The sequence below is a fragment of the Streptomyces sp. NPDC102360 genome, from assembly GCF_044766085.1.
In the GTDB taxonomy this organism is placed as follows: Bacteria; Actinomycetota; Actinomycetes; order Streptomycetales; family Streptomycetaceae; genus Streptomyces.
In genome coordinates, this window is the sequence record NZ_JBIWLG010000004.1 from 527,472 (window position 1) to 548,139 (window position 20,668).

General features: G+C 71.3%; 13 protein-coding genes, 1 tRNA gene, 2 pseudogenes and 1 riboswitch. Of the genes and pseudogenes, 8 read left to right on the plus strand and 8 right to left on the minus strand.

Translation table 11 applies throughout. The features are described from left to right. Positions 1–446: 446 nt before the first annotated feature. The 3 genes from ACIRHA_RS20800 to ACIRHA_RS20810 all read right to left on the minus strand — a co-directional run bounded on the left by ACIRHA_RS20800 (position 447) and on the right by ACIRHA_RS20810 (position 3,111). Positions 447–782, minus strand: a complete 336-nt coding sequence (locus ACIRHA_RS20800) for a hypothetical protein (RefSeq protein ID WP_403847606.1) — start codon at positions 780–782, stop codon at positions 447–449. Between the two features lie 632 nt (positions 783–1,414). Next, complete coding sequence (locus tag ACIRHA_RS20805; protein ID WP_403847609.1) at positions 1,415–1,861, minus strand: hypothetical protein; 447 nt, start codon at positions 1,859–1,861, stop codon at positions 1,415–1,417. Between the two features lie 407 nt (positions 1,862–2,268). Next, positions 2,269–3,111, minus strand: a complete 843-nt coding sequence (locus ACIRHA_RS20810) for a helix-turn-helix domain-containing protein (RefSeq protein ID WP_403847714.1) — start codon at positions 3,109–3,111, stop codon at positions 2,269–2,271. 496 nt (positions 3,112–3,607) lie between these two features. On the opposite strand from ACIRHA_RS20810, the pseudogene ACIRHA_RS20815 reads away from it, so the two are divergent. After that, positions 3,608–4,018, plus strand: a pseudogene (locus ACIRHA_RS20815) (DUF5753 domain-containing protein); the annotation flags it as partial. Here the strand turns inward: ACIRHA_RS20815 and ACIRHA_RS20820 are convergent. Further along, positions 4,018–4,095 (minus strand): annotated as a pseudogene (locus ACIRHA_RS20820) (transferase); the annotation flags it as partial. The pseudogenes ACIRHA_RS20815 and ACIRHA_RS20820 overlap by 1 nt on opposite strands. Positions 4,096–4,226: 131 nt before the next feature. Between ACIRHA_RS20820 and ACIRHA_RS20825 the strand changes: the two are divergent. The 5 genes from ACIRHA_RS20825 to ACIRHA_RS20845 all read left to right on the plus strand — a co-directional run bounded on the left by ACIRHA_RS20825 (position 4,227) and on the right by ACIRHA_RS20845 (position 9,512). Beyond that, positions 4,227–5,462: an alginate lyase family protein gene (locus tag ACIRHA_RS20825; protein ID WP_403847612.1), complete on the plus strand. Its 1,236-nt coding sequence runs from the start codon at positions 4,227–4,229 to the stop codon at positions 5,460–5,462. A 62-nt stretch (positions 5,463–5,524) separates the two neighbouring features. Continuing rightward, a tRNA-Met gene (locus ACIRHA_RS20830) sits at positions 5,525–5,598 on the plus strand. Between the two features lie 268 nt (positions 5,599–5,866). Beyond that, positions 5,867–6,904, plus strand: coding sequence for a PP2C family protein-serine/threonine phosphatase (locus ACIRHA_RS20835; RefSeq protein ID WP_403847717.1), 1,038 nt, complete (start codon positions 5,867–5,869; stop codon positions 6,902–6,904). Positions 6,905–7,157: 253 nt separating this feature from the next. Then, positions 7,158–7,302, plus strand: a riboswitch (cyclic di-AMP (ydaO/yuaA leader). Between the two features lie 11 nt (positions 7,303–7,313). Further along, positions 7,314–8,366, plus strand: coding sequence for a M23 family metallopeptidase (locus ACIRHA_RS20840; protein WP_403847616.1), 1,053 nt, complete (start codon positions 7,314–7,316; stop codon positions 8,364–8,366). Between the two features lie 192 nt (positions 8,367–8,558). Beyond that, a complete protein-coding gene (locus tag ACIRHA_RS20845; RefSeq protein WP_403847619.1) occupies positions 8,559–9,512 on the plus strand; it encodes an aldo/keto reductase in 954 nt (317 codons plus the stop codon). On the opposite strand, the gene ACIRHA_RS20850 is transcribed toward ACIRHA_RS20845, so the two are convergent. The 4 genes from ACIRHA_RS20850 to ACIRHA_RS20865 all read right to left on the minus strand — a co-directional run bounded on the left by ACIRHA_RS20850 (position 9,506) and on the right by ACIRHA_RS20865 (position 14,559). After that, the gene (locus ACIRHA_RS20850) at positions 9,506–10,822 is read right to left on the minus strand and encodes a PrsW family intramembrane metalloprotease (RefSeq protein WP_403847622.1); all 1,317 of its coding nucleotides are present in this window, start codon (positions 10,820–10,822) and stop codon (positions 9,506–9,508) included. The genes ACIRHA_RS20845 and ACIRHA_RS20850 overlap by 7 nt on opposite strands. 73 nt (positions 10,823–10,895) lie before the next feature. Next, entirely contained in the window at positions 10,896–11,663 is a 768-nt protein-coding gene (gene trmB, locus ACIRHA_RS20855; protein WP_403847625.1) for a tRNA (guanosine(46)-N7)-methyltransferase TrmB, read from the minus strand. A 116-nt stretch (positions 11,664–11,779) separates the two neighbouring features. After that, on the minus strand, positions 11,780–13,012 hold the full coding sequence (gene lhgO, locus ACIRHA_RS20860; RefSeq protein ID WP_403847628.1) for an L-2-hydroxyglutarate oxidase: 1,233 nt from the start codon (positions 13,010–13,012) through the stop codon (positions 11,780–11,782). Positions 13,013–13,140: 128 nt separating this feature from the next. Beyond that, entirely contained in the window at positions 13,141–14,559 is a 1,419-nt protein-coding gene (locus ACIRHA_RS20865) for an MFS transporter (protein WP_403847631.1), read from the minus strand. Positions 14,560–15,177: 618 nt separating this feature from the next. Between ACIRHA_RS20865 and ACIRHA_RS20870 the strand changes: the two genes are divergently transcribed. Further along, positions 15,178–17,271 (plus strand): asparagine synthase-related protein, encoded by a 2,094-nt coding sequence (locus ACIRHA_RS20870; RefSeq protein WP_403847633.1) that lies wholly within the window; start codon positions 15,178–15,180, stop codon positions 17,269–17,271. Positions 17,272–17,328: 57 nt separating this feature from the next. Further along, on the plus strand, positions 17,329–20,658 hold the full coding sequence (locus ACIRHA_RS20875) for an AfsR/SARP family transcriptional regulator (protein WP_403847636.1): 3,330 nt from the start codon (positions 17,329–17,331) through the stop codon (positions 20,656–20,658). Positions 20,659–20,668: the final 10 nt, after the last annotated feature.

Consider the following 20,668-nt stretch of genomic DNA (forward strand, 5'->3'; position numbering starts at 1 on the left):
CGCCGGGCGCACTTCCCGGTTCCGCTGTCCTCCGCGCTCATGCCCCTTCGGCCCGCGCTGCGCCGACGCCCGCCCACATGTGGAAAGGGCCGGAGGCCATACGGCGAGCACCCGAAGGGCATCGGCCACGGTCAAAGACGATGCCTCCGGCGGGGGCACTCCGACTCCGGGATGGAGGGGGCGCCGTTCGCGAGTGCCGGCCGAATCGTGGTGAGCGTGGGGAGCTCCCATCCCGTCCACCGTTGACCCAGGCAGAGCCGAGCAGACGCGGCCCATGGCGTCCAGGTCGTTCGTACAGTGGCGCGCTCCACCTGGACGCCATGAACCACGCCCGCTCCACAGAGGTGTGGGTCGACGGCAGACGGGACAAGAGCTTGGGTTGGTTGGTGGGCCGAGTCAGGGCTCAGGGCGGCGCCTCGCTGACGTGCGCGCCACAGCTCCACTGCTTACCCACGGATAGCCCAGTAAGCGAACAGCGTTCCGCAGAAGTCCAGCACGGACAATTGGATGACTCCTGCGGTGCGCCATCCCAGAGCGAGCAGGCCAATACCTGTCACCAGCGCCACCCCCGCCAAGATCCACACCGCGCGCCACGCAACCCTCGGTGCCACCGGTGCATTGTTCTGGTCCCAGGTGTCCGCCCATCCGGTCCACGCGTAGCCCCAGAACAACCAAGCGACGACCGACACATCGGCGATGACGAGAACCACCGTGACCGCAGCTTGCTGATGTGCAGAAGGCACTCTCACGCGCTCAGCTTGCTCCGCCGGCTCGAGTTCCACATGAGCGCTCCTACTCAAGTCGCGAACCACGCCGAAGAGTGGCTGGGAAGTGGGGCAGAGCCGGGCCGTCCGATAGACAGCGAGCCTCCCAAGTCGCTTCGGGACGAAGGGGCTGTGAGTTCAAATCCCGTTGCCCCGGCAGCTGAAGCATCAGTACCGGGCCCGGTACTGAGGGGGCGCCGCCGCCCCTGCCCAGGTGTCGAGGGCGCTGCCATGGCGGCGCCCTCGACAAGCAGATCCTCACGGCGTCGATAGTGCTGGTCAACGCCCTGTCATGCGTGAGCGATGCGTGAGCGGACGTGCCCCCACAGCCCGTCACGCGGCGGACCCGGCCCCACGGCCCTAGCCGTCTGACCTGGTGTTTCCGGATCACGGATCAGTGCCCGCGACCACCCACCACAAGATCGCGGACACTTTTAATCCATTGGTTGTGGGTTCGAGTCCCACAGGGTCTACCGGTGTACGTGGACACGGTCCACGGGTAGTACGGGCGGCGCCCGGGTCGGCTTCGGTCGACCCGGGCGCTTCTTCGTTCGCGAGCCATTGCGTGAGCGATGCGTGAGCGGATGGGGCGGACGGAGGCCGGACGGACTGCTCCGGAGCAGCAGATTTCGGCACTGACTCTCCTGAGGTCAGCCAGCAGGCCACGCCTGGATCAACCAGAACTCAAGAGGGTCCTCGTGCGGAGCCTGAGGCGGGAAGGGCTGCAGAATGAGCAATGCTTCACCGTGGTCCCGGCCGCGGCACAAGACGCGGATGTGATGACTCCCAGCGTTGACATCAAGGGTCCCTCGGACGTTGCCGTTGATGTCGACCACGCTCAGCTCATCCATCAACCGTGCGGCGAAGGTGCGCCGATATTCCCAGGTTCCATGCGGATCCAGCGCCGGCCCCTCCCAGAGCTCCAGGCGTACCAGCGGATAGAAGTCGTTGTCACTGGAATTCAGCGTCAGTCCGTCACCGGGGATCTCAACGATGTCATCTCCTGCGGGCTGGTCATCGAAGAGGAGCGGACCGATCTGGATGGTCCGATAGTAGACGCGCGGCCGAACATCGACCGCCTCAACCAGTGTGGACATGCCCTCTCCAGACCACCGGGGACACAGACGCGCGGAACCTAACCGAGCAAGCGAGGAAGGGCACCCCATGCTTCGCCGCAACTTTGCTCGGAGCACAGTCGACGGTCCAAGTGACCTCATGTCGGTCACGCTCCGGCGTGGCACGCGGCTTGAGAAGCGTACTGATGTCAGCTGACGGCGCGTGCGTCAGAAGCCGAGGTGGGTGATCTGGACGATGTAGACGCGTTCGCTACGGACGACCACCTGGTACGTGAACATGCCGCCGGGGACCGTCGTGTGGCCGCCTCGTCTTCGACGGCGTCGAGGAACGCCTTGGGCGCGGTGCGCGCGGCGGCTGCCGCGCCGAAAACGTACTCGGCCAGGCCAGCCGGAGGGGGCCCAAGAGGCGGAGGAACCTGCCGGGCCACTCATGGCCGCGCCGCCGCCACGGGGTCCGGCGTGCAAGTCCGGCACAGGCCCGGCTCCCGGCCCCGGAAAGCCCGGTCGCAGCCGTCGCAGTTGTGGAGGGGGTGGGGTGTGGGCGGTGGTGGTGTGTGGGGTGGGCGGAGTGGTGGCAGGGGTGGCAACAGGGCCGTGAGGCGGTGGGCCAGCAGGGCTGCCGGGTGGCGGAGCGTATCGGGGATGTCGCTGGTCAGGGCGTGGCGTACGGCGTCCGCGGGGGCTTCCCGTTCGAGCCAGGCCGCGACGCCCGGTGCCAGGCGGGCGGTGTCCTTCGCCGAGAGGAGGAGGCGGGGGTCCGCTCGGTGCAGGGTGGTGAGCAGGGTCGTGGCCCGGTCGAGGAGGACGGGGGCCGATGTCGACGGGTGCGGTACGTGGAGGGGTGTTGGCGGGCGCTTCGGGCGGCTGGGGGCGGGGTCAGCCGCCGCGGGGGTCGGGTGGGTGCCCGGGTGGTTGCAGGAGATCGTGCGGGTGCTGACCCGGCCCTCGGACGTGCGGCGGCGTTCGCGGCGCAGGTATCCGTGGGCCTCAAGTTCCCTGAGAGCGGCGGAGATGCGCGTCGTCCCCTCCGGGAAGAGGGCCGCGAGCGTACGGATGTCGACGCGGGCGCCCGTCGGCAGCGACTGGATGTGGACCGAGAGGCCGATCGCCGTGAGGGACAGCTTGCGGTGCTGGGCGAGGTGATTGCCGATGACCGTGAAGCGGGCGGCGATCCGGCTGTTCTCGTGGATGATGCCCGACCCTTGCGGGTGGGGGTTGCCCCCAACGGGGGACTGGGCGCGCGGCGGCGCGCTAGTGTGCTGGGTGTCCATCAGGAAGCTCTTTTCTTCCTCGGTGGTGTCCATCAGGAAGCTCTCTTCTTCCTAGGTGGTCAGGCCCTCGCCAATGGGATTGCCGTCCCGGCGGGGGCCGTCACATGTCTGGTGTTGTTGGGCGTGAGCGTATGGGGCGCAACCCGGCGCTGCGCAAGCTGAGTTGGTGGTATTCACCCGACCGGGTGGCGGGCCCGCCGGCTGCCGGGAGGCAGGGTGGGGCTTGGTTCGGGTGCTTTTCCCCGTCGTCCTTTGTTGGTGATCGACCACGGCACCGGCGTACGGGATTCTGGACGACGGCCGAGGGGCGACGGCCGAGGGGCGACGGTGCAGTTCAGCGGGCGGGCAGTTCCGCCTAGACCGTCTTGAGCGGCTGTCGGCCCTGGGCCACTCCCCAACAGTCCGCCAGTGCGGCTACGAGGATCAGGCCACGGCCGGACTCCCCGTCAGGGGCGAGCTGTTGACACTTGGGGAGGGCGTCGGGGCGGGTCCTGAGCGTCGCCCCGCGCTGTCGTCGACGCGGATCGAACAAGCCGTTGCTGCGCGCGCGGCCCGCAAGTCGGTCTTCGGCCGCGACCCCGCACCCGAGCTCAGTTTCATCCAGGAAGAGGTGACGCTACGGCGGCCGATCGGCGGCAGATTGGTGTTGAGGCGACAGCTCGAACACCTGCTGGAACTCGCCCAGTTGCGCACAGTCGATATCCAGGTGATGCCTACCAGTCGAGAGGACCACGCCGGAATGGACGGGGACATGCAGGTGCTGAAGTTCGCGGACGGGGCAGCGGTCGGACGTTGCGAGGGCCTCTACGCCGGGCGCCCGGTCTCCGACCCGAAACAGCTCCGTAGCATCGAACTCCGGTGTGGCATCATCCGGGCCCAGGCTCTCTCGCCAAGGGAGTCACTGGCCTCCACGTCCGTGAGCGCGTACGCCCGGCGGATCCCGGCCCGCCCCAGCACCTCCGGTGCCAGCGCCAGGCGGCCGCAGCTTCGTGGCCCGTCGGCACTGACGCAAGCCCACCCCCGGATCCTCCGGACCCGTTCCCGACCGGCGCAACAGATACTGCGCCGCAGCTGAGGACGCGTCAGGCTGCCAATGATCCGACCGGAGGTGTTGCATGGCAGCGGGCGCACGGGCGCGACGTGTTCTTCTGGGGGGCCTCGTCCCCCTGCTGATGGTGGCCGCGACCGCGTGCGGCGGGTCCACGCGGACCGACTCCGACGTGGGCGCGCACCCCGAACACCGGCCCTCCGGCGGTACCTTCGCGCACCCGGGCGTCCTGGTCGGCAAGGGCCAACTGGCCGCCGTCCGCGACCACGTGGCCCGTAAACAGGAGCCGTGGATCTCCGCGTACAAGGAGATGCGCGACAGCAAGTACGCCGACCTCGACTACAAGGCCAAGCCGTACGCGACCGTGGAGTGCCCCTTCGACGCCGAGGCCGGGCAGGGCTGCGTCGAGGAGCGGGAGGATGCCATCGCGGCATACACGCAGGCGCTGCTGTGGAACGTCACACGCGACAAGAAGCACGCCGCCAAGGCCGTCGAGATCATGGACGCCTGGTCGGACAAGGTCACCGGGCACACCGCGGACAACGCGGGGCTGCAGGCCGCCTGGGCCGGCACGTCCTGGGCGAAGGCCGCCGAGCTGATGCAGTACACGTACGAGGACTGGCCGGACGGGCAGGAGCTGAAGTTCCAGCGGATGCTGCGCGAGGCCTACCTGCCCGAAGTGCGGGGCGGATCCGCCGACTTCAACGGCAACTGGGACCTGGTGATGGCCGACGCGACGATGAGCATGGCCGTGTACCTGAACGACCAGAAGGCCTTCGACCAGGCCGTCGGGCGCTTCCGTGCCCGCGTTCCCGCGTACTTCTATCTGTCGTCCGACGGGAAGCTGCCGGTGAAGCCGAAGGGCAGCGGCATCGACACCCCGAAGGAACTGCGCACGTACTGGTTCGGGCAGAGGACCTTCAAGGACGGGCTCGCCCAGGAGACCTGCCGCAACTTCAAGCACGCCAGCTACTCCCTCGCCGCCACCTCCCACATGGCGGAGACCGCCTGGCACCAGGGCGTCGACCTGTACGGAGAGGTGAAGGAGCGGCTCGCCGCCGCGCTCGAACTGCACTCCAAGTACCAGCTGGGCGCCAAGGCCCCGTCCTGGCTGTGCGGCGGGAAGGTGCAGCGGGACATGGGGCCCGACACGGAGGTGGGCCTCCAGCACCTTCAGGGGCGGCTGAAGATGGACCTTCCGCAGACCGAGAAGCTCACCCACAAGCAGCGGCCGGAGGGGACGGACGATCTGTTCGTGGCGTGGGAGACCCTCACCCACGCCGCCGCGCCGGTCGCCGCGTGAGCGGTCACGGGAAGCGATTCGCGTTCACTCCCCCTGATGGCGTAGAGTTGTGAACACAACGGCGCGGGGTGGAGCAGCTCGGTAGCTCGCTGGGCTCATAACCCAGAGGTCGCAGGTTCAAATCCTGTCCCCGCTACTGAAGACAAGAGGCCGGAATCTCACTGAGATTCCGGCCTCTTGTCATGTGTGTTCCCGCCCGGTCACCCGTGTTGCGCACGTCACTTTCCCCACCCGTACGGCCCACCCCTGCTCGCCCCCGCGCCCCCGTGCGGGAACTCTTGGTGAGACGCCGGAAGCTGGCAGGGAACGGCAGGAGACGAGTGGTGGGGCAGCGAACAGGAGGCACCGGCGGGAGACGGGGGCGGCACGGCTCCGACCCCGTGAGCGTCCGTCTCTTCCTGCGGATGCTGCCCCTGCTGCTCGTCATCGGCGGCGCGATCTACGAGTACGTCACCCCCAGCGGCTTCCCCGGCGCCCCCCTGTTCAGCGCGGCGCCTCTGGTGGCCGCCCCTTTCTTCTCGCTCGGCGCGACGATCCTGACGGGCGTCGTGTCGATCGGGGCGATCGTCACCGTGCACCTGCGCTACACGGGGAACCTCGACTCCGTGTTCGTCACCGAGATCGTCACCGTGGCCACCGTCTGCCTCCTGGCCTGTGTGATCAACCGGATCGTGTACCGCGGCTACGAGCAGCTGGCCTCCGCCCGTGAGATCGCGCAGGCCGCGCAGCTCGCGGTGCTGCCCCGGCCGGCCCAGCGGCTCGGCGGCTTCGTGATCGCGGCGCGCTACGAGGCGGCGCAGGCCGACGCGTTCATCGGCGGTGATCTGTACGCGGTCCAGGACACCCCGCACGGCATCCGGATCATCGTCGGCGACGTACGCGGCAAGGGCATGGGGGCGGTCGCCGCGGTCGCCGTCGTCATCGGCGCGTTCCGGGAGGCCGCCGAGCAGGAGGGCTCCCTGGAGGCGGTCGCCCAGCGCCTGGAGCGGGCCCTGGCCCGCGAGGGCACCCGGCGCAGCGGCATCGACGACTTCGAGGGCTTCACCACCGCGGTGCTCGTCGAGATCCCGCACGGCGTCGAGCTCGTCCGCGTCCTCAACCGCGGTCACCCCAGCCCGCTGCTGCTGCTCGGCGACGGCACCGTGCGCGCACTCGACCCGTGCCAGGCGGCGCTGCCGCTCGGCATGAGCGAACTCGGCAGCTGGCCGGACCGGGCCGTGGAGGCGGCGTTCCCGTCCGCGGCCACGCTGCTGCTCTACACCGACGGGCTCTCCGAGGCGCGCGACGCGAGCGGCCGCTTCTACGATCCGGCGGCCCGGCTCTCCGGACGTGTCTTCCCGGGGCCCGAGGAACTTCTCGCGTCCCTCGCCGCGGAGGTCCGCGCGCACACCGGCGACGGGACGAAGGACGACATGGCGCTGCTCGCCGTGCGGCGGGGCTGAGTTCCTTGATCGTTGTTACCTGTGGTAGCCGACCGTAGTCGAACGGCGTCGCTCCGCATAACAATTGACGCACCATCAGTTGGATGGACGTTTGTGGTGAGCGATCAACTCGCCCCGATCCGCCCCCTGGTGTCCCGATAAGTCCTGGCCAGAGTCGTGAACGATCAGTGGGAAGCGCTTGGAATTACTGTCTGCTGTCTATTAACGTTCGATAACGCAGCGCGGTCGTCCCAGCCGTCACAAGAGATGGCTCCGTGCGCACACGCTTAATCCCGCAAGGGAACCGGGGAACCATCAACTTGGGGTGAATCGGACATCGTTGAAGCTCGCGATGTCGGTAGGAGACCTTCCTGCTCCGAACCCGTCAGCTAACCCGGTAGGCGAGAAGGAAGGAAAGGAGAGCGCCCCCGTGGCGTCGAACCGGCCTGCCCCAGACTTCTTCTATGGACCCGAAGACGACTTCGGTGTCGAGCAGGAGACCTGGGAGGAGTGGAATCCCACCGAGGAGTCCGTCTCCTCCGTCCGCGGCAGGCATCGCGTAGCCCGCCGCCGTGGTGGATTCGCGCGCAGCTCCACCGTTCTCGGCGTCGGTGTGGTCGCCGCCGTCGGCGCGGGCGGCATCGCCACCGCACAGGGCGGCAAGCCTGCCGTCCACATATCCATGCCCGACCTGTCGGCGGTCAAGGACTCGCTGCCCGAGGCCAAGTCGCTGCCGGGCGTGGGCTCGTTGATGTCCGACGGTTCGGACTCCGACGCGGACTCCGGCGCCACGGCCTCCCCGCTGAGCGGCGCCGGTATCACTCAGGCCGAGGCCGCCGACGGGCAGACCGGCGCCGGCGAGGCGCTGCGGGCCCGCATCATGCAGCAGGCCGAGACGCAGCAGGACGCGGCCGACGCCACCGCCAAGCAGGCCGCCGAGGAGGCCGCCGCGAAGCAGGCCGCCGCCGAGGCCGCGGCCAAGCAGGACGCGGCCAAGGCCAAGGAGCTCGCCGAGAAGAAGAAGGCCGAGGCGGAGGCCCGCCGCAAGGCCGAGGCCGAGCGCCTCGCCAAGCTGGCCAAGAGCTTCAAGCTCCCGGTCGCCTCGTACACGCTCTCCGGCACCTTCGGCCAGCCCGGCTCCATGTGGTCCTCCGGGTACCACACGGGCCTCGACTTCGCCGCCTCCACCGGTACGCCGATCCGCGCCATCCACTCCGGCACGGTCACGGAGGCCGGCTGGGCAGGCGCGTACGGCTACCGCACGGTGCTCACCCTCGACGACGGCACGGAGCTGTGGTTCTGCCACCAGTCCTCGCTCAATGTCAGCGCGGGCCAGAAGGTCAGCACCGGCGATGTCATCGGCCGCGTGGGCGCCACGGGCAATGTCACCGGGCCGCACCTCCACCTGGAGGTCCACCCCGACGGGCAGTCCACCGGCGTCGACCCGGCATCGTGGCTGCGCGAAAAGGGCCTCACCCCCTGAGAGCCTCTCCCTGAGAGCCTCTCCCTGAGAGCCTGTTCGCGGGCTCTGAGCCGGTGAACTCCGGCAGTCCTGGCGCTCACCCCCCGACGCCTGGGCTGCCGGTTTGCCCATTACTGGGCCGCTTGGGTCTCTTGAGGCGATTTCCGGCGTGATCGCGGAATACCGTATTCCGTACGGGTGTTGAGTCGGGGCATGACTTCCTCTCCTTCTCTGCGCAAGCTCGGCACCTCCGACCTCGAGGTTTTCCCGCTGTCCCTGGGTGGCAACGTGTTCGGCTGGACCGCCGACGAGGCCACGTCCTTCGAGGTGCTCGACGCGTACGTCGCCGCGGGCGGCAACTTCATCGACACCGCCGACGTGTACTCGGCGTGGGTGGACGGCAACCGGGGCGGTGAGTCGGAGACCGTCATCGGCAAGTGGCTGGCCTCGCGTGGCCGCCGCGACGACGTCGTCATCGCCACCAAGGGCAGCCAGCACCCCGAGTTCCAGGGCCTGTCCGCGGCCAACATCAAGGCAGCGGCCGACGCCTCCCTGAAGCGCCTGGGCACCGACCACATCGACCTGTACTACACGCACTACGACAAGCCCGAGGTCCCGGTCGAGGAGATCATCGGCGCCCTCGACGAGCTGGTGAAGGCGGGCAAGGTACGCCACATCGCCGCGTCGAACATCTCCGCGCAGCGCCTCCAGGACTCCCTCGACCTCTCCGACCGCGAGGGCCTCGCCCGTTACGTCGCGCTCCAGCCGCACTACAACCTCGTCTCGCGCGACACGTACGAGGGTGAGCTGCAGGACGTCGCCGCGCGCGGCGGCCTCGGGGCCGTTCCCTACTACGCGCTCGCGTCCGGCTTCCTGACCGGAAAGTACCGGCCGGGCGTGACGGTCGACAGCGCGCGGGCCGCCGGCGCCGGCAAGCACCTGGAGACCGAGCGCGGGCAGCGGGTACTCACCGCGCTCGACGAGATCGCGCAGACGCACGACGCCGAGATCGCCACGGTCGCCCTCGCCTGGCTCGCCGCGCAGCCCACGGTGACGGCGCCGATCGCGTCCGCGCGGAACACCGAACAGCTCCCGGCGCTGCTCGCGGTGGCGGACGTGGAGCTGACGCAGCCGGAGCTCGACCGGCTCACGGCGGCGTCTCAGTAGCGGTACGGGTTGTTGTCGTAGGTGTACGCGGGTCCCTGCGCCAGTGGGACCGCGTACACCGGGGGCAGCCACATCGGCGTCGCGATCTGGGAGCCGTACGCGAGCGCCGGGCGCGCGTAGTGGCGCCGCGCCCACAGCGCCTCAAGGAGTTCCCGCTCCCGTACGACGTAGTCCGCGCCGGCCCTGCCCTTGCGGCCGCGGTGGCGCAGCAGTGCGAGGGACGTCGCGTGGTCCTCGTACTCGGCGACCGCCGTCGCGGCCGCCCGGCCTCCGTAGTGCGTGGCGAAGTCGCGGGCCAGGCGCCGCGCCTTGAGCGAGCCGAGCGCGAACGGATCCGGCGGGGCGAGCCAGCCCGCGGCGACGTAGGCGGGCAACTCCTGGCGGATGGTGCGCAGCTCGCGCTGGCGTACGTACACCGCGAGCCAGGTGAGCACGCCGAACACCGGGACCATGAACGCGGCGTACACCGCGAAGAAGCCGTACTCGCCGAACGACGACGAGCCGTTCCAGAACGCGTGCATGCCCATCGCGGCGAGCAGCCCGGCGAGCGGGAGCAGCATCCGGCGCAGTCGGCCGCGGCCCGGCGCCATCGCGGCGGCGATGCCGAAGCCGATGCCGGTGAGGACCGTGAACAGGGGGTGCGCGAACGGGGACATCACGACGCGCACGAAAAAGGTGGCGGCGGTGACCGAGGTCAGTCCTGGCCCGGTGCCGGCGAGCTGGTCGGTGCCGAAGGCGTTGCCGAGATAGAGGATGTTCTCGGTGAACGCGAAGCCGGTGGCGGTGACCCCGGCGATGACGACGCCGTCGACGATTCCGGTGAAGTCCCGTCTGCGGAACAGGAAGACGAGCAGCACGGCCGCTGCCTTCGCGGACTCCTCGACGACCGGGGCTATCACGGTGGCGCCCAGGGTGTCGGCGCTCGACGGGTCGGCGGTCGCGGTCTCTATCCAGCGGGTCGCGAAGCTGTTGGCGACGATCGCTATCAGCGCCGCCGCGCACGCGCCCCAGGCGAAGGAGAAGATCAGGTTCCGCCAGGGTCCCGGCTGTACGCGGTCCAGCCAGCGGAACGCGGATATCAGGAGGGGGACGGGCAGCACGGCGAGCCCGAGCCCGACCAGGAACCCCTCGGTGCCGGTCTGCTCGCGGACGAGGGCGAGGATCACGGCCCCGGAGACCGCGAGCAGCGTCGCCAGCGCGGTGGCCCGCACGCCCTTCCGCTCCCACCAGCGCGGATGCGGAACCGCGCCGCTCGGGTGCGCGCCGAGGACGTGGTCCTGCGGATGCGGATAGACGGGATACGAGGCCACCAATTGACCCTAACGAGGGATCCGCTCCACCGCGACGGGGCCGAGGACATCCGGCCCGGACCCGCCCTTGGGGCTATCGGCGCCGGAACAGCAGGTCGTGGACCACGTGGCTCTTGTCCAGGCCCTTGCCCTCGAAGCGGGTGAGCGGACGGAACTCGGGACGGGGCGCATAACCGCCGCCCTCGACCGCGTTCTCGTAGTCGGGATGGGCGGTCAGCACCTCAAGCATCTGCTCGGCATAGTCCTCCCAGTCGGTCGCGCAGTGCACGAGCGCACCCGGCTTGAGCGGCCCGCCCACGAGCGAGAGGAATTCGGCCTGGATCAGCCGCCGCTTGTTGTGGCGCTTCTTGGGCCAGGGGTCGGGGAAGTACACGCGCAGCCCGTCGAGGCAGTCGTCCGGGAGCATGTCGCGCAGCAGCACGATCGCATCGCCGTTCGCCACCCGTACGTTGTCGGTTCCCGCGCGGTCCGCCAGGTTCAGCAGATTGCCCTGGCCGGGCGTGTGCACGTCGACCGCGAGGATGCCGGTCGTCGGATCGTCCTGCGCCATCTGCGCCGTGGCCTCGCCCATACCGAAGCCGATCTCCAGGACGACGCGCTCGACACCGGGGAACATCTCCGCGAGGTCGAGCCTGCGCCGCCCGTCGATGTCCAGGCCCCACTTGGGCCACAGCCGCTGCAAGGCATCCGCCTGCGCGTCGGTGACCCGGCCGCGGCGGGGCTGAAAGCTCCGGATGCGGTGCTCGTGGTGCGACCCGGCCGGGTCGGGCCGGGGCCCCTCGGGAAACCGGGGCTCGTTGGGGCGGGCGGCGGATACGGGGGTTTCAGACGACTCAGACACAGTGGGGTCGATTTTACGGGCTCGCCAAGACCCTGTGGCCTTTCCAGCCCCGCCGGCGCTTGAGGCGCGGGGCCCGGGGCAGAACCCCGCGACGTCAACCCCGGCGCAGGCCGAGGTCACACCAACCGCAAGACCCGCTCGGCGATCTCCCGCCCAATCGGCAAAGACGCGGTCGCCGCAGGCGAAGGCGCGTTCAACACGTGGACCGCCCGATCACCCTCACGTATCAAAAAGTCATCCACAAGCGTCCCGTCCCGCAACACCGCCTGCGCCCGCACCCCCGCCGCCACCGGCACCATGTCCTCCGCGACGACCCCGGGCACCAGCCTCCGCACGGCCTTCGTGAACGCCGACTTCGACAGCGACCGGTGGACCTCCCCCGCCCCGTACCGCCAGTGCCGCCGCGCCATCCGCCACGACCCCGGCCACGCCAACGTCCCGCCGACCTCGCGAGGCCGTACGACCCCCCACCCGTAGCCCTCACGCGCGAGCGCCGGCACCGCGTTGGGCCCCACATGCACGCCGCCGTCGATCCCCCGCGTCAGATGGACCCCGAGGAACGGGAACGCCGGATCCGGCACGGGGTAGACGAGCCCGCGCACCAGGTCGGGCCGCCCGAGCTCGAAGTACTCGCCCCGGAACGGCACGATGCGCATCTCCGGGTCGTCCCCGGTCAACCGCGCCACCTCGTCGCAGCGCAGCCCCGCGCAGTTGACGAGCACCCGCCCGCGCACCACGTCGCCGGCTCTCGTCCGCACGGCGACGCCCCGGTCCGCACGCCGGTCGACCTGCACGACGTCCGCCCCGTACCGGATCTCGGCCCCGGAGGCCTCGGCGAACAGCTCGGCGACCGCGCTGTAGTCGACGATCCCCGTCGTCCCGACGTGGATCGCGGCGAGGCCGCGCACCTCCGGCTCGTACTCCTGGATCTGCGAGGATCCGAGCTCGCGCACCGGAATCCCGTTCTCCCGGCCGCGCTGGACGAGGGCGTGCAGGCGGGGCAGCTCCTCCCGCTCCGTGGCGACGATCAGCTTCCCGGTGACCTCGTGCGGGATCCCGTACTCCGCGCAGAACTTGACCATCTCGGCAGCGCCGCGCACCGCGAACCGGGCCTTGAGCGAGCCGGGCCGGTAGTAGATCCCGCTGTGGATGACCCCGCTGTTCCGCCCCGTCTGGTGCCGGGCCGGGCCTTCCTCCTTCTCGAGGACGACGACCCGGGTACCCGGCGCCGCCCGCGACACGGCGTACGCGGTGGAGAGTCCGACGATTCCCCCGCCGACCACCAGTACGTCCCCGTCATACGCAGCCGCCCCCACGGGCCTCACCTCCACTCCCGACACACTCAGCATCTTGCCCGACCCCACTGACAATCGGCTCCGCACCGGCTGGGTTTGCGTTGCGGCCGTTGTCCTCCCACGCCTCGGGGCTCTGCCCCGCACCCCGCTGGCTCTCGTACGAACGGCGGGGCTTGATCCGCCTACGCCGGAGCCATCAGCAGCGGGCGTGCCCGCTCTCGCAGCTCCACTACCCGTGGCTCGTCGCCGTACGGTTCCAGGCGGTGCAGCAGGTCCTTCACGTACTCGGTGGTGCGCGCGGACGAGATCCGCCCGGCCACCTCGAGTGCCCGGGTCCCCTGCTCGCACGCGGCGTCCAGGTTCCCCGACTCCAGCTCGGCGACCGCCGACACCACGAGACGTAAGCCGTGCGAGCGCACGAACTCCTCCGTGGGCTTCGACAGCGCCTGCTCCGTGAAGCGCCGCACCTGACGGGGCGCCTTCAGATCGCGGTAGCACTCCGCCGCGTCCGCCGCGAACCGGTCGTACGAGTAGAAGCCGAGCCACGAAGGGTCGGTGTCACCGTCACGGGCCCGCTCGAGCCACCCTTCGGCGGCCCGCAGCGCGCCCCCGGCCGCGTGCCCGTCACCGGTGCGCGCGTGCGCGCGTGCCTCGATGAGCCGGAAGAAGCTCATGGTCCGGGCCGTCGCAAGGCCGCGGTTGCGCTCGATGGCGGCCTGCGCGAGGTCGACGCCCTCGTCACCGAACCCGCGGTAGGTGGCCTGCAACGACATGGAGGCGAGTACGTAGCCGCCCAGCGGCACGTCCGCGGCCGCGCGCGCGAGCCTGAGTGCCTGGATGTAGTAGCGCTGCGCCGCCTCCTGCTGCCCGGTGTCGAACGCCATCCACCCGGCCAGCCGCGTCAGTTCGGCCGCCGCCCCGAACAGCGAGCGCCCCACCTCGTCCGAGTACGAGGCGAGCAGCAGCGGCGCCGCCTCCACCCGCAGGCACTCGGGCACCATCGACGAACGCCAGTCGCCGCCCCCGTACTTGGAGTCCCAGCGCCGCGCGTCCTCGGCGGCCTCGCGCAGCTTCTGCACGTCGCTGTGGCCGACCTTCTGGGGTGAGCCCTCCTCTACGTGGTGCGCCTCTCGCGCTACGGAGGAGTCGGCCGGGGTTATCAGCCAGCGGGACGCGGGCGTCGCGTACGCGCTCACGGCGAACGAGCCGGCCAGCGACTGCCAGATGCCGCCGCCCGCCCGCCGCCCGGCGAGGTCGAGCCGGTACAGCTCCGTCGCCGACTTCACCGCCGCCCGTACGTCACGCGGGAAGGCCAGGCCCACCTCGGGCGCGGGATCCGCGTCGGCCAGGCCGATCTCGTGCAGCGGCACGGGCCGGCCGAGCTTCTGGCCGATCGCGGCAGCGATGAGGTGCGGGGCGGCGCCCTGCGGCACCATGCCCTTCGACACCCAGCGCGCCACCGACGTCTTGTCGTAGCGGAGCGTCAATCCCCGTTGTGCACCAAGGTCGTTGACGCGGCGGGCGAGTCCTGCGTTGCTGATTCCCGCGAGGGCGAGGACGGCACCGAGCTTTTCGTTCGGCCCGCGTTGCTCCCTGGACATGAGCCACCCCTCGACACAGACGGCTGCCGCGCCGGGCACCACACCGTCTGTTTCGGCCTGGCATAACCGCGCGGCATTCGTACACACAGCGTAGTTCGCCGCATCCCAAGCGTTAAGGGTCGGCATTCCGGATGGCGGGATTGTTGTCCGTACGGAAGTACGGCGCAGGCCACGCCGTGTGACCGTGTGCTCCGGGCGTGGTGCCGTGCGCCTGTGCGTGCGCTCTTACCCGGGCGACAGGGCGGCGGTTGCATGGGACCTGCGTGGGTCGGCCCGCTGTACTGGATCCGGTGGGCTGGGGGACACCGCCGCCTACATCCCCGCGGGCGGCGGACCGGTCCGGGAGGCGAACTCCGCCTCCCGGACTGTGCGTTGCGCGCTGTGGCCGAAGCGGGGTGTTCAGCTCCGGCCATCGACGGCCGATTTGGCCGAATCTCGCCCCTGGAATCCGAACTCGCCCGGGTCGTACCACGGTTCAACCACGGCTCAAAAGGGGCGCATTAGGGGGAGCGTACGCCACTTCCCGCCCGCTCCCTCCCTTCGCCGTGTCCCCTCTTTGGGGCCGCCTTCGTGGCAGCATGGGGATCCCTTTGTTGTCCACAGCCTGTGGAGGCGGCGATGCGCTGGTTGGTGGGGTGGAGCAGTGCCACCTCCGGGCCCGTTGCCCTCGGTTCCGCGGGTGCCACGGGAACGGAAGGCGAAACGGTACACCCGGTGGGCTCCCAACTCCTGTGGGGCGACCCGGATCCGCTGTGGGCGGTCGGTGACTGGCGCCCCGACGAAGTACGCATCGTGCGGGCCGACGACCGGACGAGGATCGCGGTCCTCGGTGTGTGCGGTGCCTCCGACGAGCAGCTGAGAGTGGGCCTGTTCGCGGCGCGCGGCGGCGCCCTGCGCCACCTCACGGCCTGGCCCGGCAGCTACACGGCCGTGGTCCAAGTCGGCCGCCGCGTCACGGTGGTGGGCGACCTCGCGGGCGCGCGCCCCGTGTTCCACACCCCCTGGGCGGGCGGCACCGCGTACGCGACGGCGGCGCTCCCGCTCGCCGACCTGATCGAAGCCAACCTGGATGTAGGGCACTTGGCCGCGCTCCTCGCGGCGCCCGACGTCCCGGAGGCGCTGCACGACTCGACGCCCTACCAGGGCGTGCACCGCATCCCGCCGGGCCACGCGCTGATCCTGCGCGCCGGGGCCCGCGAGATCGCCGGCTACGAGCCCGTGGCGTCCCTTGCGGTGGGTGCGGGCGCCGTCGACCCGGAGAGCGCCGTGGACGGCGTCAGGGACGCCCTCGTCGAGGCCGTGCGGACCCGCCTCGCGGCGCCCCGGCACGTGCCCGGCACCGACCTGGACCCCGGACCCGTGCCCGGCATGGGCCCCGCCGAGCGCCGGGCCGCCCGCGGGATGCCGGTGCCCGGCATCGGCGCCGACGTCTCCGGTGGGCCGGCGTCCGGCACCCTCGCCCTCCTCGCGGCGGGTCTGCCCGGAATGCCCGGCACCGTCCTCGGGCACGGCACGGGCGCGGGCGAGCGCCTCCTGGCGGTCACCTTCAACGACCGCTCGTCGCGGGCGGACCAGCACGAGTCGGAGCTGGAGAGAGCCGGGGTGCTCGCCGCCAACCCACGCCTCCACCACGTAGTGGTGGCGGCAGGTGAAGAGGCGCTCCCGTACGCCGAGTTGGACGGGCCGCTCACCGACGAGCCGAGCCCGTCCCTCGTCACGGCCGCACGGCACCGCGCACGCCTCGTCTCCGGCAGCGCCGACCACTTCACCGGGTACGGGGCCCGACAGGTCCTGGACGCCCACCCCGCACGCCTGGCCGACCTGCTGATGGACCGGCGCCGACGCCACATGGTGCGCCCCATGGCGGCACTCACCAAGGCGGACGGCTCCTTCACGGTGCCCGCGCGCGTCTACGGAGCGGCCAGAAAACTTGCCCGTACGCCCTACAAAGCGGGCCTCGAAGGGCTCTCCAGCCGACTCCTCCAGCGCAGTTTCGAGGAGCCGGGCGGCGCCGTCGGGGCCTCGCTCGCCGCCCTCGCCTGGGCGAGACCGGGGCCCGCCGCGCGCTGGCTGACCGGAGAGGCGCTCGCTGAAGTATCGGTTCGCCTGCACGACGGCAAGACCCGTCCGGGGCCGGGTCCCGGCCAGCGCCCCGGAGAGTTCCGCGCCCGCGCGGTCCTCGCCCGGCACGCCGCGGACCTGCGCATCCTCGAACAGGCCGCCGAGGTCCGCTTCCAGCGCCTGCACGCCCCGTTCCTCGACAACCAGGTCGTCCGCGCCTGCCGCGCCCTGCCCGAGGCGCTGCGCGTCCAGCCGGGAGCCCGCGCCGACATCCTGCGCCGGGTCCTCGAAGGCGCCGGCGTCAGCGAACTGCCGGCAGGCTGGGGCGCGCCCTCCCACGCCTCGTCGTCCGCGGCGACCCGCGCCGGGCTCCGCCTCGCGGCGGACCACCTGATCGGCCTCTTCGACACGCCGCTGCTCGCACAGACGGGCCTGATCGAGGCCCGCGTGGTCCGCAAGGCCCTGCGCGCCGCGGCCGACGGCGAGCCGCTGCCGCTCGACGGTCTGGCGGACCTGGTCGCCCTCGAACTGTGGCTGCGCCGCCTCCTCTCCCGTCGCGGCACCTGCTGGACCGGCACCCCGGCACGCGCGCGTGCGGTGCCGACGGGGAGCGTCGTCCCGGAGCGCGCCCTGGGGGCGGGGCCCAGGTAACTCCCGCAGCGGGCAAAAAACTGGGCCCTCCCGCCGCCGAGCGGCGACAATGCCTCAGTGCAGTACAAGATCCTGGGCACCACACAGGCATACGACGACCAGGGCACACCTGTGCCCGTGGGCGGCCCGCGGCTGCGCGCCCTGCTCACGTCCCTGGCCCTGCACACCCCGCACACCGCCCCGACCGACGCGCTCATCGGCGACGTCTGGGCCGGCGACCCGCCCGCCGACGCCCCGGCCGCCCTCCAGGCGCTGGTCGGCAGGCTCCGCCGCGCACTCGGCAGGGAGGCGGTCACCTCCGAGGCCGGCGGCTACCGCCTCGCCGCGCGCCGCGAGGACATCGACCTGTACGTCTTCGAGCGCCTGGCCCGCGAGGGCGCCGCGGACCTCGCGGCGGACGCCCCGGAGACCGCCGCCCGGACGCTGCGGGACGCGCTCGCCCTGTGGCGCGGCCCGGCCCTCGTCGACCTCCCCGACCACACGGCCGCCACCCGGCACGAGGCCCGCCGCCAGGACACCATCCGCGCGCGCGTGGAGGCGGATCTGCGCCTGGGCCGCGCCCTCGACCTCGTACCGGAGCTGCGGGAGCTGACCATCGCGCATCCGTACGACGAGCCGATGCGGGCCCTTTTGATTCGGGCGCTGCGGGACTCCGGCCGGAGTGCGGATGCGCTGGCCGCCTTTGAGGATGCGCGGCGGGTGTTGGTGGAGGGGTTGGGGGCGGATCCCGGGCCCGAACTTGCCGCGCTGCATGCGGAGTTGCTGGCGCCTGCCGATTCTGCCGCCCACCCGGGGTTGCGGTCGCGGGGCTCTGCCCCGGACCCCGCTGGCTCTCGTCCAACGGCGGGGCTTGAAATGCGGGGGCTTGACGTGCCGCAGGGGCTTGAGCGGCCCCCGGCTCGAACCGGGAATCTCCGCCCCCGCTTGAATTCGTTCGTTGGGCGGGAACTCGAACTCGCCGCCATCCGTTCGCACTTGCGAGGAGCACGTCTGGTCACCCTCACGGGTCCGGGGGGCTCCGGCAAGACCCGTCTGGCGGAGGAGGCCGCGGCACCGCTCTCCCAGGCCTGGCTGGTCGAGCTGGCGCCGCTCGACGATCCGCTGGCGGTGCCGGGCGCGGTGGTCAGCGCACTGGACCTGCGTGAGACGGTCCTGATGACGAACGAGTTGTCGGGCCCGCAGACCGATCCGACCAGCCTCCTCGTAGAGCACTGCGCCCACCGCAGCCTGCTCCTGATCCTTGACAACTGCGAACATGTCATCGGCGCCGCGGCCCAGCTCGCCGAGACCCTCCTCACGCGCTGCCCCGGCCTCACGATCCTCGCCACCAGCCGCGAACCCCTCGGCGTTCCGGGGGAGTCCGTGCGCCCCGTCGAGCCGCTGCCTCCGGACCCCGCCCACCGCCTGTTCGCCGAACGGGCCGCAGCGGTCCGCCCCGGCTTCGACCCCAGCCAGGATCAGGCGGCCATCGCCGAGATCTGCCGCCGCCTCGACGGGCTGCCGCTGGCCATCGAGCTGGCCGCGGCTCGCCTCAGACTGCTCACGCCCCGCCAGATCGCGGACCGGCTCGACGACCGCTTCCGCCTGCTGACCGGCGGCAGCCGCACGGTGCTGCCCCGCCAGCAGACCCTCCGCGCGGTCGTCGACTGGTCGTGGGACCTGCTCGACAAGGGGGAGCGCGGCACCCTGTGCGAGCTCTCCGTCTTCGCCGGCGGCTGGGACCTGGAAGCGGCGGAGGCCGTGTGCTCCACCGGCGAGGTCGCCGACGTCATCGGCTCCCTCCTGGACAAGTCCCTGCTCGTCGCCGCACCCCACCAGGAGCAGCGTGGCGCGGGCATGCGCTACCGGATGCTGGAGACCATCCACGAGTACGCCACGGAGCGTGCCGCGCAGGACCCCGAGCTCCGGGAAGGGGCCGAGCGGCGGCACATCGCCCACCTGCGCGCGCTGGTCGAGGCGGCCGACCCCAAGCTGCGCTCCGCCGAGCAACTCCCGTGGATCCAGCGCCTGGAGGCGGAGCTGGACAACATCCGCGCGGCGCTGACCCGCGTCACCTCAGGGCCGGAACCCGCCGATCTGGAGTCGGCGATCGCCCTGGCGCTGCACATGGGCTGGTTCTGGTGGCTGCGCAACTACCGCCACGAGGGCTCGAACTGGGTCGAGCGCATCGTGAAGATGCTGCCGGACGATGCGCTCTCCGAAGACACCGAGGACATCGAAGACACCGAGGACACCGAAGACCCGATGTACTGGCCGCAGATGAATCTGCGGCTGCTCTCCCTTTTCCTGCTGTCCGAGGTCTACCCGCACAGCGCGGTCGCCAGTGCGGAACGGCGCGCGTACGCGCTGCGCGTGCAGTCCGTCTTCGCGCCGCCCAACCCGGAGGGCGCCCGCTTCCCCGGCATCATCTGGCCGTTCACGCTGTTCCTGCTCGACGGCCGTGACGTGCGCGCCGACCTGGACGCCGCCGTCGCCAACTGCCGTCGCTACGGCGGCGACTGGGAGCTCGGCGTCACCCTGATGTTCCGCGCGCACATGGCGGTCGACATGCCGGGCAACATGAGCGGCGTCGACGACGACCTCGCCGAGCTGCGGGGGCTGAGCCGCCGGGTGGGCGACCGCTGGATACGGGCCCAGGTGTGCAGCGCGGCGGGCGAGGCCGCCATGGGGCGCGGCCGGTTCGAGGAGGCGAAGGGAGAGTACGAGGAGGCGCTGCTGCTCGCCTACGAAGTGGGGGCGTACGCCGAGTCGCCGTTCCTCATGGCGCGCCTCGCGGAGATCTCCTTCCGCGCGGGCGACCGGGACGCCGCGCAGAAGACGCTCGACATGGCGACCGACGAGGCGGAGCGGTACGGGGTGGTGGACACCGCCGCTTTCGCCCGGCTGCTGCGGGCGTACCTCGCTCTGTCGGACGGTGACGTGGCCGCCGCGCGTGAGCACTGCGACGCCTCGCGCGCGGTGGCCGAGGGCGGCACCCCGCCACCGCAGTTCGTCGCGGCCCTCGGCGTGGTCGACGCGCGCGTCACGGCGGCGGAGTCGGGGGCCGGGGCCGGCCTCCGGAAGGTGGTCCGCCTGCTGCGCGACGAGGTCCTGGGGCAGACGGCCGAGTTGGTGACCGCGGGCCTCGTCGACGTCGGAGCCGCACTTCACGCGCGCGTGGGCGACATGGCACGCGCGGTGCGCCTCTTCGCGGCAGCCGACGTGATGCGCGCCGGTCTGCCGAGGTCGATGCCGGAGCGCGAGGAGTACGAGGTGGTGGAGGACCGCGCGCGGGTGGAACTGGGCGACGCACGGTACGAGGCCGAGCACGCGGCGGGCAGCACGCTCACGCACGAGCAGCTCCTGTCGGAGCTGGAGGCCGGCGCCGGTACCGATTCGGGTGACTGACGCCGGGTGA

Excerpts from the sequence above, each read along its gene's own strand:
- ACIRHA_RS20825 (WP_403847612.1), top strand. The coding sequence starts at position 4,227 with ATGGCAGCGGGCGCACGGGCGCGACGTGTTCTTCTGGGGGGCCTCGTC.
- lhgO (WP_403847628.1), bottom strand. The coding sequence starts at position 13,012 with ATGCTGAGTGTGTCGGGAGTGGAGGTGAGGCCCGTGGGGGCGGCTGCG.
- ACIRHA_RS20835 (WP_403847717.1), top strand. The coding sequence starts at position 5,867 with ATGCTGCCCCTGCTGCTCGTCATCGGCGGCGCGATCTACGAGTACGTC.
- ACIRHA_RS20870 (WP_403847633.1), top strand. The coding sequence starts at position 15,178 with ATGCGCTGGTTGGTGGGGTGGAGCAGTGCCACCTCCGGGCCCGTTGCC.
- ACIRHA_RS20845 (WP_403847619.1), top strand. The coding sequence starts at position 8,559 with ATGACTTCCTCTCCTTCTCTGCGCAAGCTCGGCACCTCCGACCTCGAG.
- ACIRHA_RS20805 (WP_403847609.1), bottom strand. The coding sequence starts at position 1,861 with ATGTCCACACTGGTTGAGGCGGTCGATGTTCGGCCGCGCGTCTACTAT.
- ACIRHA_RS20865 (WP_403847631.1), bottom strand. The coding sequence starts at position 14,559 with ATGTCCAGGGAGCAACGCGGGCCGAACGAAAAGCTCGGTGCCGTCCTC.
- ACIRHA_RS20810 (WP_403847714.1), bottom strand. The coding sequence starts at position 3,111 with ATGGACACCCAGCACACTAGCGCGCCGCCGCGCGCCCAGTCCCCCGTT.